This is a genomic window from Nonomuraea sp. NPDC049646 (assembly GCF_044465525.1).
Lineage (GTDB): Bacteria > Actinomycetota > Actinomycetes > Streptosporangiales > Streptosporangiaceae > Nonomuraea.
On sequence record NZ_JBITLU010000025.1, the window covers coordinates 58824 to 73206 of the forward strand.

Sequence of the window (14383 nt, forward strand, 5' to 3'; positions counted from 1 at the left end):
CGGCCTGGTCTCCAGCCGGTGCCGGCGGGTCTGTCAGGCGGTTCCGGGAACCGGTTCAAACGTGATCGACTCCACCACGACGCTCTCGTCCGTGATGCTCTCCACGTCCATCCCGCCGCAGCTCCGGCAGGCGAGCAGGTCCGTGGCGGTGCGGGCCTCCTGCTCGGCGCCGCATCCCGCGCAGCGCATCAGGTACGGCACGGTGACGAGTTCGACGGTCGCGTCCTGCACGACCGTGCCCGCGGCGGCCAGGCGGAAGCCCGTGTCGATGACCCGCGGATCCACCGGGTGCCCGCCGACGCGGACGCGCACCGCGTTCACCCGGCGTCCACCGGCCCGTCCCAGCGCGGCCTCCACGATCGCGTCGCACAGCCCCAGTTCATGCATCGGTGGTCTCCTTCTCGATCTTTCCCGCCGCCTCCTGCCAGGCCAGCTCCGCGACGAGGCGGACGGCCCCCTCCACGGCGGCGGCCACCGGTTCGGACAGCTCCATCACCTCGTCCAGGACCGCGGGCCGGCAGCCCACGATCACGACCCGCTCGACGCCGCCGCCGAGGTGGTTCAGCAGCCGGAGCACGGCGTCCGGATGCAGCCCGTGCCCGTCGATCGCCACGTCGCCCCCGGACGGCCGGTCGTCGGCCTCGATGACGGCCAGCGTTCCCGGCGGGCCGTCGAGCGGGACGGCGTCGACCAGGATCAGGGTGTCGTAGCGGCCGTCCAGCAGCTCGTAGGCGAGGTGGACGCCCCGGATGCCGTAGTCGGCGACGTCGGCCGTCGCGGGCAGCTCCGCCCGGTCCAGGCGCCTGACCACCTCGACGCCGAAGCCGTCATCGCCCAGGAACACGTTCCCGATGCCGGCCACGAGCACGTTACGGGAACCACCGGTGCTCATCTCGCCTCCAGGGGCTCGACCTCGTCGAGGGTGAAGTAGCGGTAGCGCCCGTACCAGCGGTTCAGGTCGGCGCCCGGGTCGTCGTCGACGGTGACGGCCAGGTGCCAGGTGTCGTCCACGTCCTGGAGGACGTCCTCGACCAGGCCGGTCCTGCCGTCGAGGAACATGTCCTGGGGGTCGGTGCCCGACCGTCGCGGCCGGAGCCTGACCCGGCTTCCCTTCGAGACCTCCACCCCGGCGACCGTCACGCCGTCCGCCGCCGCCGCGGGCCGGCGGGAACGGATCGCGCCGTGCAGCCGTGACAGCGCGGCGGGCGGCATGGAGTCGACGCGGTCGATGATCTCCGCTGCCCGCGCGTCGGTGGCGCGGGCCTCCCGCTTCTCGGCGTCGGTGAGCGTGAGGGTGCGCAGCGACAGGATCTCGTCGATCTCCGTGGCGTCGTGCAGGTCGCCGGGGCTCTCGGGGGCCACGCGCGGGTGGTCGTACAGGATGATCGGGGAGGAGAGCACGACGTCCCGCGCGCCGGGCGTACCGGCCAGCACGGGGAAGGTGCCCGTGTTGACACAGTCGCGGACCGCCGCCGCGGCCCATTCCGGCGGGTCGAGCAGGGAGACGAACGAGCCGCCGCGCGTGGCGAGCAGAGTGTGGCAGCTCAGGAGCGAGGCGCGCAGCGCGTCCTCGCGGGCGGCGTCGGCGGGGGTGGCCGGGTCGTCGTTCTCGACGCGGCAGCGCAGGCGCAGCAGCGGGGACGCCGTCGCGCACCGCGTGGCCGAGACGGCTACCGACGCCCGGATCGCCGACCGGCTGACGACGATCCGGCCGCCGTCCAGCGGCCGGATCTCCTCGCCCGCCGGCACGCCGACGGTGATCCGCCGCTCGCCCGCGAGCAGTTCGGCCGTGCCGGCACACAGGTCGAACTCGCGCGGCACGGCCTCGTCGAAGCTCAGTTCCAGCGTGGGCCCGTCGCCCAGGGAGTCGACCGGCTGCCAGGCGCCGTCGGCGTGCCGGCGCTGGACCTGGCGCCGCTGCTGGTGCAGGAAGCGGATCCGCAGCTCGACCGTGGCCTCGCCGTCCGCTTCGAGCAGGCATTCCGTCTGCTGGCACCACGATTCGGCCGAGCCCGCCACGCCCGCGCCGGTGAGCCCCCGGGCCCGTGCCCAGGCGGGCGGCAGCAGCACGCCGAACTGCCATCGGACCCGGTTCTTGCCGGAGGAGCGGCGGTAGGGGTACAGCAGGTACCCCTCGTACAGGATCGCGTCGGCGATCGCACGGACGCTGTCGAAGGTGTCATCCGGACCCACGGTGTCCGGTATAGCAAGAGATGCACACGTACGGTAAGTAAGCTTGTACAGTGTGTGCTGAATCCACCTAGCGTTACCGGCACCGGAGTGGCCACCCCCATCAGGGGCCGGCCCCCTGCTTGTGCCGGTCCTGACCCTGGCCGTTCCGGCCCAGGGCGTGGTGACCGCCGCAGGCGCCGCCGTCCTGCTCGGCACCGCGCTCCTCCTGGCCTCCCCCGCAGTACGGCAACCCCACCGGCCTGCTGCTGACCGTCACCGCCTTCGGCGCTTTCACCTTCGGCTGCCTGCGCATCGCCACGGTCGCCTCGGCCACCGCCTTCGGCTCAGCCGCCGCCGGTGTGCTGATGGGCCTGCTGTCGGCCGGCGCCCTCCTTGGCGCCCTCGGCCACGGCGCACGAACCTGGCCCATCACCGGCGTGCTCGTCCTGCATTGAGCCTGGTCAGTGAGGTCTCCATCGCCTACTTGCGGATCTTTCTCGGAATCCCGGGCGCGGAAGGTCGGGTACGGTCAGTATTGATCCGGTTTTCGGGGGGTTGTTCGCAGCGGTCAGGTGGCCGCCAGCCCGCGAGAAAGCCGGATGCGACGTGGCACGTGTCGTCGATGAAGACGCGTTCCCGTCAGCCGACCGGCCACCGTGTGGTGGTCGGCTCACCGCGTCGGGACTGTGGACGGTGAGCCGCGTCTATTGGTGGGGGATGTCTACGCCGGCGGAGCGCAGTTTTGCCTCGACCAGCGTGGTCAGCCGGGCCATGGCCGACCCCTGGTCTTCGCCGTGATGGTTGAGCAGGCCGTATCGGGTGACGTCAATGCGGGCCTGGAGGCCGCTTGAGATCGCGAGCAGTGCGGGGTTGGCGAGGAAGCGGCCGGCCACGGCGGTCGCGAGTTTCTCGATGCGGGGGTCGTCGGGCGCCAGGTCCTTGGCGGCCCAGCATTCCTTGTTCAAGGCGACGAACCGAGTGTCGTCGAGGACGTGCTCGGCCTTGGTGAGATAGTCGTCGAAGCCGTCGGGTACCAGGGCCCTGGCCAGCACCATGCCCTCGCGGTAGGCCGCCACCTCATCCGGGGTGAAGCCGAGGTCGGCGGCCCGCTCCAGCAGCGCGCAGGCCCGGTCGGACAACAGGGCCCGGTCACTGTTGGCGAGCCGGTCCAGCGAGTCGCCCCGCGCGATCAGCTCCTCGATCCGCTCGGTCAGCCGCCGTTTGACCTCGGCCAGGCGGACGGCGAACCGCTCCGGATCGGCATCGAGCAGGGCGGCGATCTCGGACAGCGGTACGCCGGACTCGGCCAGTGTCCGGGCCTGGACCAGCCGCAGCAGGTCGGACGACCCGTAGCGGCGATAGCCGGAAGCGTCCCGGCGCGGTTCGTCGACCAGGCCGAGCCGGTGGTAGTGGCGGACGGTCTTGATCGTGACGCCGGCGAAGGCCGCCGCCTGGCCGATCGTGACGCCGCTGGTCATGGTCATCAGCGACTTTCGCGGGTGAGGGCGGCGAGCTCGCGTGTGGCCTCGGCGATGGCGCGGAAATCCTTGCGCACGATCGTGCCGTGGTTGCCGGTGACCTTCGCGCCTATCGTGAGGTTCGGGTTGCGGGCGAGCACAGGGTTGAGAGTAGTGCGCATCCGCTCCTGCTCGTCATTCCTGCTTCCCAGGGCCTCCCCCGAGCCGACCACATACCGGACCGGGACCGTCAGGCTGTCGAGGACCGGTTCGAGGGCGGCGTGCAGGATGTGGGCCTCGATGTTGATCTCGGCATGCTGTGCGGCACTCATCCGCGCGGCGTTGCCGATGAGGCGCGCCATCGGCAACGCCCATCGGGCCTTGTGGAACAGCCGCCGGATGCGTTCGTGGCCGGCCTCGTCGGTCCACCCGGACGGAAAGGGGCCGTCGACCCCGACCACGCCGGCGACGCGTCCCGGATGCCGGGCGGCCCAGTGGACCCCGAGCAAGGCGCCGTAGGACCAGCCCACCAAGAGCGGTCGCTCCACCCGCCTGGCTTTCAGGACGGCGTCGAGATCCCGGACGCAGGCCTCGAAGGAGTAGTCCGCCGACTTCTTCGATCTGCCGCGAGCCCGCTCGTCGTAGGTGATGTGCCGCCACCCCGGCCCCAGGGCGTTGATGACGGGCCGCCAGTGCCGCTGGCTCGCGTAGGAACCGTTCAGATAGACGACGGGGATGCCTGACCCGCCGGTGTCGGTCACGGCCAGTGCGGTGTCCTCCACCGGCAACAGGCCCTTCCAGCCCAGGTGGGCGGCGTTCAAGTTGGTCATGCCACCAGCGTCACCCTTGACCTTAGGGTCAAGGTCAAGTCGCGTTTCCGTGAATTCCGGCACGACAGGTGCGCGGCCTCCGAGGCTGGAGGACTCCATCGTGGTTCCCGATCGCGACCCCGAAGGCGAGGAAGGGGGTCCCCGCCGGCCTGTCACAGTTGTCGCGCGGGTCTCCTTCACCACCACGCCGCTCATCGACCCCGGCTACTGGCCAAGATCTTCTGGGGGTGCCCCCGGAATGCGGCAGAAACGGGCCGCGTCCGGCTGACCCGAAAGAACACAGTCCTGCCCGGTCACTGTGGGCGTATCGTCCCCGATCACCGAAGCGGCGGCATCGCTACCCGTCGTCCCGCCGCCGTTGGGAGAGGCGCGCCACCGCGCCGAGCACGGAGGCGGCGGCGACCGCTGCCGGATCGTCGCCGCCGCGCAGCCGTTCGAGGGCCGCAACCGCCTGGTCGCGGCCGACGTCGCCGGCGAGCAGCCCGACCGCGATCCGGTACCGCAACCCCCGATCGCCCTCAACGGCGAGCCGCGCCAGCAGCGCCCCGGCCGAAGCGCCCAGCGCGGCCCGCGCCCGCACCCGAAGATCGCCGTCCTGAAGCGCGTCGTCGAACACCCCGGTGAACATCCCTGGCCCCTGCAGCCGGGCGAGCGCTTCGAGGGCGACCATCCGGACGGGCGTTCGAGCCGACTCGGGTGGATCGTCATGATCCCGATCATCGAACTCGCCCGGATCCCGCACGAGAGGTGCCACGACCGCCGCGTCGCCGGAGTGCCCGTGTGCCGTGAACCACCGCAGCGCCTCGGCCCGCGTACCCGGATCGGCCGCCGACAGATTCGCAAGAATCTCCGCCCTCACGCGTCCATGATCCCTCCAATGACGGGAATCGGGGTCCCGGTGCAAGCCATCTGACCGCCGCGCGGCTTCTCTCCTGCCTGCGGCGATGTGCTCGCACGGCCCGTTTCTGCCGTATTCCGACGGCACCCCTACTGCGGCTGTCTTCCATCGCCACCATCGGCTGCAGCCCTGCCTCCACCTACGACCAGCGCATGACCTGTCTGCGCAAGGTGGCCGGCGGTGGAGAGACAGCAGAATGGCGCGGCCAGGTGAAGGAGTTCTTCGTCGACTCCTGCATCAGCGGCAAGCCCAAGCACGTCCCCGGCGATCTGCCCGACCTCACTGCGACGCAGCCCTCAACCACGCCGTCTCCCGCTGTGCCGTCAACGGCCACCCCGACCCCTACCCGCTAGCTAGCTGGATTGACCGGCGGAAGCCACGGGACCACAGGCTGCCTGCGGTCCCGTGGCTTTCGTATCGAGGGCGATGCTGGGAGTACGACGGTCCAGGATCTTCGTCCCCCAGTGACGCTGGAATCCGAGAAGCAAGATCTCCCACTGTTGAGCGACAGGAGAGTGTCAGCGGTCCGCGACCACCACCGGCCCCGATCCCGAGCTGTACGACGAGGCCGCCATGGACGTCTGGCGGTCCCAGGCATTCACGCAGCCGACGCCGTACCCCATGCCTGCCGAAGCCGATCAGGTGCGCACCCTGGGCGGCATTGGCCGACTGCTGCTGCCGGCCATCCTGGGCGGCTGGACGCTGGCCGTCGTGGCCTTCGGCGTCGTGTCCACCGTGTCGCTGACCATCGGCCACCGCGAGCGGGAGCTGGCCCTGCTGCGCTCCATCGCGGCCACCCCGCGCCAGATCCGGCAGAACGTCGTGCTGGAGACACTGGTCGTGGCCGTTCCCGCGATCGCCGCCGGGCTGCTGCCGGGCGCCGGGCTCGGCGCGGTCGTGCTCGCCCGCCTGGCGGACGCCGGGCTCTTCGGGGCGGGCGTCCAGCTGGTCGCGGGGTGGCCGAGCACCGCGCTCGGGGCGGGTACGTCCCTGGTCGCCGCGCTGGCCGCCGCGCTGATCTCCAGCAGGCGCGCCGCGTCGATCCCGCCGGTGCGGGCGCTGGCCGCCGCCGGGCCCGCCCGCGCGTCCGGGCGGCTGGCCGTCCGCAACCTGCACGCCCGCGCCCCGCACACCGGCAGCGTCGCCGGGCCGCTGATCCTCATGGTCGGCATCGCCGGCGGCACGCTCTACATGCAGAGCACCGAGGACAGCCTCCATCGGGACGCCGCCGACGTCAGCGCCCGGCTCGCCCCGGTGAACTACCTGGTCGTCGCCGTGATCATCACGTTCACGGCGATCGTCGTGGTCAACACGCTGATCGCCGCGACCCGCCGCAGGAGCCGCGAGTTCGGGCTGCTGCGCCTGTCGGCCGCCACTCGTGCCCCAGGTCATGGCAACAGTCGTGGCGGAGAGCGTGCTGACCGCGGTCCTGGCCGTTGCGCTCGGCACGGTCGCCGCCGCCGCGACCACCGTGCCCTACAGCCTGGTCAAGACCGGGTCGCCGATGGCCGCAGGGCCCGGCTGGGTCTACGCGGTCATCGCCGGGGGCGCGCTGTTGCTCGTCCTGGCGGCCACGGTGCCCACCGCCGCGGGGGCGCTGCGGGTCAGGCCGGTCGAGGCGCTGTCCGCCCCCTGACCGCCGGCGCCGAAGCTTCGGCGCCTTCGAGCACAAACGCTACTGGCATGACTTCTTCGCCTTCTTCGGCCTCGGCAAGACAGCCGTGGACTCGGCCAAAATGATGGTGCTGGTCGGCGCCTTCGGGGTCCTGCTCGGACTGGCGATTCTGGTCAAACCGTGGCGGCCGCTGCTGTTGTTCGTCCTGGTCTGGAAACTCGGCACCGAACTGCTGCGCCCGCTGGTCGGCCAGGAGTGGTTCCACGCCAGGCTGATGGCCTACCTCGCGCCGCCGGCTCCGGCGATCGACGTTCTCCTGCTCACGAGAGTGGCTTACGGCGGCGCAGCAGCCCGACCAGCCGGATCGCGGCCAGCACGCCCACCCCCAGATGCGCGCACACCAGGACGATCTGGAAGATCCGCTGCCCGCCGGTGAGGTCGGCCGCGTAGCCTCCGTCGTAGAAGCCGGACATGAACGCCAGCACCCCCGCCACGACCAGCAGCCCGGCGGCGGGCGCGGCGAGCGCCCGGCGGCGGCTGGTTGCCCCCGCGACCAGGACGACCTGCGCGACCATCATCGGGATCGGCGCCGACAGGCGCGCCTGGGAGCCGAGCGCGTCCAGGAACGTGGCGTTCAGGCCGGCCGACAGCGAGATGACCGCGCCGGCCAGGTCCAGGGCGAGCAGCAGCCCGACCCCGACGAGCAGCGAGACCTTCAGCGGCCGGTCGGTGGTGGTCGTGGTGGAGACGGACATGTTCTTCTCCTGAGGTCGTAGGAACGGCCTCAAGGATGTGCGGGGCGGCCGCCGGGCGTCATGAGCCTCATGCCCCGACCCGGAGGGGACTTCTCGTCCCGTGACGGCGGGACAACCGGGTGGCACGATTCACTCCATGAAGGACAGATCGGTACGGCGAGCCTCGCTGGTCGGCGGGGTGCTCGTCGCCCTCGTGGTCGGCTCGCTGGCGGTCGAGCCGCGGCTGCGGGCGCTCGGCGTCACGGGGATCGTCGAGCGGTTCGACGCCTTCCGCGGTGTGGCGGCGCTGTCGTTCGGCGTGCCCGGGCTCTTCGTGGTGTCGCAGCGGCCGGGCGGGCCGGCGGGCCGGGTGGGCTGGGTGATGGTGTTCACCGGGTCGGCCCAGGCGGTGGGGCTGGCGCTCGGCACGTACGGGCTGCTCGGCATCAACCAGGGCGTCGAGGGCGGCGTCGGGGGCGGGCGGCTGCCGGGTGACGACTGGGCGATGTGGGCGTCCAACTGGTTGTGGATGCCGGCTTACCTCGTCGTGCCGACGGTCTTCCTGCTGATCTTCCCGGACGGGCGGCTGCCCTCGCGCCGCTGGCGGCCCGCGCTGGTGGCGGCGCTCGTCGCGATCGGGGCCAACACGCTCGACTGGATGCTGCGGCCGGTGCCGTACGAGAACGTGCCCGGCCTGTTCCCCGACGGGTACGCGGGCGTGCTGGCCGGTCTGCGCGGCCTGCCCGACGTGCTGGACGGGCCGGTCGTCGCGTGCACGGTGGGGGCCGTGGCCGCCGCGGTGGCCTCGCTCGCCGTCCGCTACCGGTCGTCGGGCGAGGAGGTGCGCAGGCGGCTCCAGTGGGTGGTGGCCGCCGCGCTGATCACGGTCGCGCTGGCCGGGGTGGCGCTCGTCGCGTCTTGGGGAGCGGGCGCGCTCGTGCTGGCGGCGGTGCCACTGCCGGTGGCGGTCTCGGTCGCGATCGTCGCCCACCGCCTGTGGGACCTGGACCTCCTGCTGTCGCGGGCGCTCGCCTTCGGCGCGCTCAGCGTCGGGCTGCTGATCATGTACGCGCTGGTCGCGTTCACCCTCGGTGGCATCGTCGGCGCGGGCGTGTCGGCGGTGCTCGTGGCGTTCGTCGTGCATCCCCTGTACGCCCGGGTCCTCGCCGCCGCCAACCGCCTGGTGTACGGCGACCGCGACAACCCGGCCCGCGCGCTGCGCATGCTCGGCACCCGCCTGTCCGGAGCCGGCGTGCCGGGCGAGTTGCTCGACCAGATGGCCGCGGAGGTCGGCAGGGTGTTGCGCGTCCACTACGTCGCGGTCGAGGAGTCCGGCGCGGTCGTCGCCTCCTGGGGCCGTCCGGGCGAGGTCGCCGAGACCGTGCCGCTGCTGCACCGGGGCGAGCCGGTCGGCGCGCTGCTGCTCGGCGAACGGCTGCGCCCGAAGGACCACAAGCTGGTGGGCGAGCTCGCCCCGCACGTCGCGGTGACCGTGCACGCCCACCGCCTCGGCGCCGACCTGGAGCGCTCGCACGGCCGCATGCTCGCCGCCCGCCAGGAGGAACGCGACCGCCTGCTGTACGAGCTGCACGACGGCCTCGGCCCCAACCTGGCCGCGCTCGCGCTCCAGACCGACCGCGCCCGCCGACTCGTGGACACCGACCCCGCCAAGGCCAAGGGGGTGATGGACGAGCTGTCCAGGCGCATCCGCGCCACCGTCGAGGACGTCCGCACGATCGTCAACGACCTGCGGCCGCCGCCCCTGGACGACCTGGGCCTGGCCGGCGCGCTGGCCGAGCTCGGCAGGGGCTTCGCCGGCGACCTCGCGGTCGACGTGGAGGTGCCGCCCGACCTGCCCGTGCTGCCGCCGCCGGTCGAGCTCGCCGCTTACCGGATCGCCGCCGAGGCGCTGACGAACGCCGTACGGCATGCCATGGCCTCCCGCTGCACGGTCACGCTGCGCGCCACCGACACCCTGGAGCTGCGCGTGCAGGACGACGGCGTGGGCGTCGGCGCGCCCGCCCGGCGCGGGTTCGGCCTGGCCTCGATGCGGCGCAGGTCCGAGGAGCTGAACGGCACGTTCGAGCTGGTCACCGGCTCGGGACCGGGCACGCTCCTGCTCGTCAGACTCCCGCTGGCGGCCTGATGATCAAGGTCATGGTGGTGGAGGACCACCCGGTGTTCGCCGAGGGCCTGGTCGCGCTCCTCGGCGACGCGCCGGAGATCGACGTCGTGGGCGTCGCGAGCACCGGCGAGGCCGCCGTCGACCTCGCCGGACGGGTCGCGCCGGAGGTGGTGCTCATGGACCTGCACCTGCCGGGCATCAGCGGCGTGGAGGCGACCGCCCGCATCCTCGCCGACCGGCCGGAGACGGTCGTGCTGGCGCTGACGATGCTCACCGACGACGAGAGCGTGCTCGCCGCGATCCGCGCCGGGGCCCGCGGCTACCTGCTGAAGGAGTCGACCGGCGAGGACATCGTGCGCTCGGTGCGGGCGGTCGCGGCCGGGCAGGTGGTGTTCGGCGCCTCTACGGGCGAACGCCTGCTGTCGGTGCTCGCCACGACCGCGGCACGCCCGCGCCCGCTGCCCGAGCTGACCGACCGCGAGGTGGAGATCCTCGACCTGGTCGCGGTCGGTCTGAACAACCAGGCGATCGCGCGGCGGCTCGTGCTGAGCGAGAAGACCGTGCGCAACCACGTGTCCAACATCTTCGCCAAGCTGCACGTCTCCGGCCGTTCGGCGGCGGTTGCCCGGGCCCGGGATGCCGGGCTCGGCTCCGGCTGATCATCGCCGACTTCCGTCCGCCTCGCCAGGTCGGCGAGACCTGACGCGGCGCTGGGCCGTGGCCGGCTGCGGCCAGGGTCCGGCGGATGGTGCCTTCCCTGATTCGACGGCCGAGGCCCGAGCAGTTCACCCCTGATCCGCCGCCAACGGTCCCTATGCACAAGCCTCTGCCCGCACTTCCCGCCCCTTGACGGGCGCGGCGCGTGGGATGACCCCGAAGAGGAAGCGCGTCTCTTGGCGGTGGATGGCGTTGCGCTCCTCGCCAAGATATCTCGCACTCTCCGCTAACGACACAGGTCATCTGGCGTCGCAAGATTGCCTCTCGAATGAATTGACTTGATCGGGACAGGTGCGTGGGTGGGCGCGGATACCAAAGCCAGGACGCCCCCGTTCCCCCTCGCCCCTCTGGTGGCGTCGATCGCCGCGTTCGGCGATCAGATGCGGTTTGACCCGGATGGCTGAGATGACCCTGGTGAAGCGGTGGAGCGTTCGGCCCCGTACGAACGCTGGCCACGCCTCTGTGCTGCCCCTCAGCTTGGGAGCACACCCCGCGGAGCCGGGGCGCGGATGTCGACGACGTCCCGGCAGCATGGGACGCGCGGGCCTGATCGGCCGGGTAGTGGTGTCCACCGTGCTGGGACTCGGCGTCGCCGCCGCTCCGGCGGCCGCCACGACGGCGGACGCCGAGTGCAGCCCCGAACCGGGCGTGGTGAAGCTGCCCGGCGGCGAGCCCTGGGCGCAGACGCGGCTCGACATCAAGACGGCATGGCGGCTGAGCACCGGAGCCGGCGTACGGGTGGCGATCATCGACAGCGGCCTCGACATCAAACACCCGCAACTGCCCTGGCTCTCCGACTTCGTCGACTTCACCGGGACCGGCTACACCGACTGCGTCGGCCACGGCACCGCCGTCACGGGGATCATCGCCGGGCGCGTCTATCCAGGCGTCGCCTTCCACGGCGTGGCCCCGCGGGCGACCGTCATGGTGCTCAAGCAGAGCAGCCAGGCCGAGGGCCACGTCGCCACCCTGGCGGCGGCCATCGACAAGGCGGTCCAGCTCAAGGCCGACGTCATCAACATCTCGATCAAGGCGGCCGACAATCCCGCGCTCAAGGCGGCCGTACGCAACGCCCTGGCGAGGGACGTCGTGATCGTCGCCGCCGCGGGCAACATCACCGACAAGAAGGAGGACGTGCCCGCCTATCCGGGCTCCTACGAGGGCGTGCTGGCCGTGGGCTCGGCCACTCCGGACGGGCGACGCGCCGACTCCTCCAACACGGCCACGCCCGTCGGCGTCCTGGGACCGGGGGTCGGCATCATCGCGCCGTGGCCGGGGAAGTCGTACAAGCTGGACCTTGAGGGTTCCAGCTTCGGCGCCGCCTACGTCTCCGGGACCGCCGCGCTGGTGCGCGCCCGCTTCCCGCACCTCGACCAGGAACAGGTACGGCGGCGCATCATCGCCACGGCCGACGGCTCCATCGGCGAGGGCACGGGGGCGGGCATGGTGAACCCGGTGCAGGCGGTCAGCGCCGTGCTGCCCTTCGAACCCGCGGGGCAGCCACTGGTGGCCGCGCCTCCGCCCGATCCCCTCGCGGCGGACGCGATCGCCAAGCTTCCCCCGCAGAACGTCGCCGCCCGCGACACCGCGCTGGCCGTGACAGCCGGAGCGCTGCTCCTCACCGTCGCGGCCGGCGCCTTCGCACTGGTGCTGCCGCTCGGCAGACGCCGTGGATGGCGCACGGGCCCACCGGCCCCATGACGTCACCTGATCGCTGATGCAGGCGCTGCCCGCAGCGCAGCGCCTGGATACGAAGGGAACCTACGATGCACCCGTTACAGCCAGAAGATCCACCGAGGCTGGGCGACCACGACCTGTCGGAACGCCTGCCGGAGGGGCCGCGCGGAGCGGCCTTCCTCGGCCGTGAGTCGAAGGACGCGCCCATCCGGGTGATCAAACTGCTGGCGGCGAAGCCGGACGCCGACGCGGAAGGTCTCGCGCGCTTCGCCAAGGTCCGGCGCCTTTCCAGCTCGTCCATCGCGCGGACGCTGGACGCCGGTCTGCACGAGGGGCACCTCTACGTCGTACGTGAGCACGTCGAGGGGCGCAGCCTGGCCGAGACCGTCGCCGCCGACGGGCCCCTCAACCCCGACGGGGTGGAGCGGGTGGCCGTCGGGACGTTGACGGCGCTGACCGCCGCGCACCTGGCAGGCGTCACGCACCGGGGGCTGAACCCCAGCAACGTGATCATGGGCGCCGACGGCGTCCGGGTGACCGACCTGGACCTCGGCGAGGCGGTCGGCGAGATCGGCTACCGCTCGCCCGAGCAGCTGAGAGGCGAGCCGTACGGCCCCTCCGCCGACCTGTTCGCATGGGCCGCCACGGTGGTCTTCGCGGCCACCGGGAAGGCGCCGTTCGCTCATGACGCCGACGAGGTGCTGACCGGCGCGCCGGAGCTGGGCACACTGGTGGGGCCGCTCCAGACCGTGGTGTCCGCGGCGCTGTCGAAGGACGCCAAGCAGCGACCCGCCGCGTACGCGGCGCTGCTGCGCCTGCTCGGCGACCCATCAGCGGACCAGGAGGTCACGGCGAAGCTGCCGTCGCCGGACGCCTCGGCTCATGCGCCGGCGTTCGCTGCTCCCGCTCTGCCTGCGGCGGAAGGGGCGCCGCTCGAAGGCGTGCCGGTGCAGCCGCCCCAGCCTCAGCAGGTGCAGCAGCCCCAGCAGACGTGGGAGCCGCCCAAGCTGCAGCAACCCATGACGGAGGCGCCGCAGCGACCCAAGGTGTGGCAGGCCTCGGTCGTGGATCCGGCTGCCCCGCGCCGCAAGTTCCCGGTGGGCCTGACAGCGTCGGTCGCCGCGCTCATGGTGCTGTCAGGGGTGGGCCTGTGGGGCGCCAGCCGCTACACCGACACGAACCGGATCGACTCGGTCGGCGTCGCGGCCGAGGGCAAGTCCACCGACAGAGCGGCCGGGTCCGCCGACGCGACGGGGAACGGGACGACCGGCCCCGGTGACGGGACGGTTCCGCAGCCGGGCGAGCCGGGCACCGACCAGGCCGACGTGGCCGTGCCGTGGGCCACGCCGTCCGACGCCGACTCGTACGGGGTGGGCCCGCTCATCCTGCCCACCGAGGAGCCGTCCGGCGTCCCGACCGCGCCCGTGTACAGCACGGTGCCGACGCCTTCGCCGCTGTCCACCCAGCCGGTCGCCACCCCGCAGCCGACCACGCCGCAGCCGACGGCATCACAGCCGAAGAGCCCGCAGGCGACCAAAACGGTCACGGCGACACCGACGGCGCGCAACACCAGGACGCCGGAGCAGTCCCAGGAGCCGACCCCGACCCCCAAGAAGAGCACCGAACCCCCGACACCGACCCCTCAGAAGAGCACCGAGACCCCCACCCCGGCCCCCAAGAAGAGCACGGAGGCCCCGGCCCCCACCAAGAGCACCCAGCAGGCGCCCACTCCGCCGCCCACGACGGAGGCCCCCGCGCCGGAGCCGCCCAAGAGCGAGGCTCCGCCGGCGGCGCAGCCGGAACCGGAGCCGAAGAACCCCTACACGCCTGTCCAGGTGTGCGGGTCCGGCTTCTACGTGCAGCGTTCGCAGGCGTTCAACGGCGGCGAAACCTTCCAGCTGTACAACAGCGGCACCAAGCAGAACTGCGTGGTGACGATGAAGTACGCGGGCGTGGGCAAGGAGAGCCCGGTGAGCGCGACGCTCGACGTCCAGGACGGGGAGAGCGCGACCGACAGCGGCGACTACAAGTACTACGCGGGGCCGGTGAAGCTGGCCGCGCCGGGCAGGTGCGTGAAGTTCTCCGGCAGCGTCGGTGCCGGGAGCACCGCCGCAGGCTGGGCCAACTGCGGCTGACCCGGCACAGGACGCACCCCATC

At 72.3% G+C, this 14383-nt stretch carries 13 protein-coding genes; 5 read left to right on the forward strand and 8 right to left on the reverse strand.

Going from position 1 to position 14383, the window contains the following annotated elements:
- Positions 1-33: 33 nt before the first annotated feature.
- From ACIBQ8_RS46180 to ACIBQ8_RS46210, 7 genes are all read right to left on the reverse strand, one after another.
- On the reverse strand, positions 34-387 hold the full coding sequence (locus ACIBQ8_RS46180; RefSeq protein WP_397169351.1) for a hydrogenase maturation nickel metallochaperone HypA: 354 nt from the start codon (positions 385-387) through the stop codon (positions 34-36).
- Entirely contained in the window at positions 380-892 is a 513-nt protein-coding gene (locus ACIBQ8_RS46185; RefSeq protein ID WP_397159198.1) for a hydrogenase maturation protease, read from the reverse strand. The genes ACIBQ8_RS46180 and ACIBQ8_RS46185 overlap by 8 nt, the downstream gene beginning before the upstream one ends.
- Positions 889-2193: a hypothetical protein gene (locus ACIBQ8_RS46190; protein WP_397195295.1), complete on the reverse strand. Its 1305-nt coding sequence runs from the start codon at positions 2191-2193 to the stop codon at positions 889-891. The genes ACIBQ8_RS46185 and ACIBQ8_RS46190 overlap by 4 nt, the downstream gene beginning before the upstream one ends.
- A 100-nt stretch (positions 2194-2293) precedes the next feature.
- The gene (locus ACIBQ8_RS46195; RefSeq protein WP_397195296.1) at positions 2294-2506 is read right to left on the reverse strand and encodes a hypothetical protein; all 213 of its coding nucleotides are present in this window, start codon (positions 2504-2506) and stop codon (positions 2294-2296) included.
- Between the two features lie 370 nt (positions 2507-2876).
- Entirely contained in the window at positions 2877-3656 is a 780-nt protein-coding gene (locus tag ACIBQ8_RS46200; protein WP_397195297.1) for a MerR family transcriptional regulator, read from the reverse strand.
- The gene (locus ACIBQ8_RS46205; protein ID WP_397169345.1) at positions 3656-4459 is read right to left on the reverse strand and encodes an alpha/beta fold hydrolase; all 804 of its coding nucleotides are present in this window, start codon (positions 4457-4459) and stop codon (positions 3656-3658) included. Before ACIBQ8_RS46205 ends, ACIBQ8_RS46200 begins: the two co-directional genes overlap by 1 nt.
- Positions 4460-4796: 337 nt before the next feature.
- On the reverse strand, positions 4797-5318 hold the full coding sequence (locus ACIBQ8_RS46210) for a hypothetical protein (RefSeq protein WP_397195298.1): 522 nt from the start codon (positions 5316-5318) through the stop codon (positions 4797-4799).
- A 660-nt stretch (positions 5319-5978) separates the two neighbouring features.
- Between ACIBQ8_RS46210 and ACIBQ8_RS46215 the strand changes: the two genes are divergently transcribed.
- Positions 5979-7097, forward strand: a complete 1119-nt coding sequence (locus tag ACIBQ8_RS46215) for an ABC transporter permease (RefSeq protein ID WP_397195299.1) — start codon at positions 5979-5981, stop codon at positions 7095-7097.
- 195 nt (positions 7098-7292) lie between these two features.
- On the opposite strand, the gene ACIBQ8_RS46220 is transcribed toward ACIBQ8_RS46215, so the two are convergent.
- Entirely contained in the window at positions 7293-7727 is a 435-nt protein-coding gene (locus ACIBQ8_RS46220; protein ID WP_397195300.1) for a hypothetical protein, read from the reverse strand.
- 136 nt (positions 7728-7863) lie between these two features.
- Here ACIBQ8_RS46220 and ACIBQ8_RS46225 point away from each other — a divergent pair, with 136 nt between their 5' ends.
- The 4 genes from ACIBQ8_RS46225 (at position 7864) to ACIBQ8_RS46240 (ending at position 14360) form a co-directional block, all read left to right on the forward strand.
- Positions 7864-9852 carry a sensor histidine kinase gene (locus ACIBQ8_RS46225; protein ID WP_397195301.1) on the forward strand — a complete coding sequence of 663 codons (1989 nt, stop codon included), beginning with the start codon at positions 7864-7866 and terminating at the stop codon, positions 9850-9852.
- Entirely contained in the window at positions 9852-10490 is a 639-nt protein-coding gene (locus ACIBQ8_RS46230) for a response regulator (RefSeq protein ID WP_397169336.1), read from the forward strand. The genes ACIBQ8_RS46225 and ACIBQ8_RS46230 overlap by 1 nt, the downstream gene beginning before the upstream one ends.
- A 589-nt stretch (positions 10491-11079) precedes the next feature.
- The gene (locus ACIBQ8_RS46235; protein ID WP_397195302.1) at positions 11080-12249 is read left to right on the forward strand and encodes a S8 family serine peptidase; all 1170 of its coding nucleotides are present in this window, start codon (positions 11080-11082) and stop codon (positions 12247-12249) included.
- A 65-nt stretch (positions 12250-12314) separates the two neighbouring features.
- Entirely contained in the window at positions 12315-14360 is a 2046-nt protein-coding gene (locus ACIBQ8_RS46240; RefSeq protein ID WP_397195303.1) for a hypothetical protein, read from the forward strand.
- Positions 14361-14383: the final 23 nt, after the last annotated feature.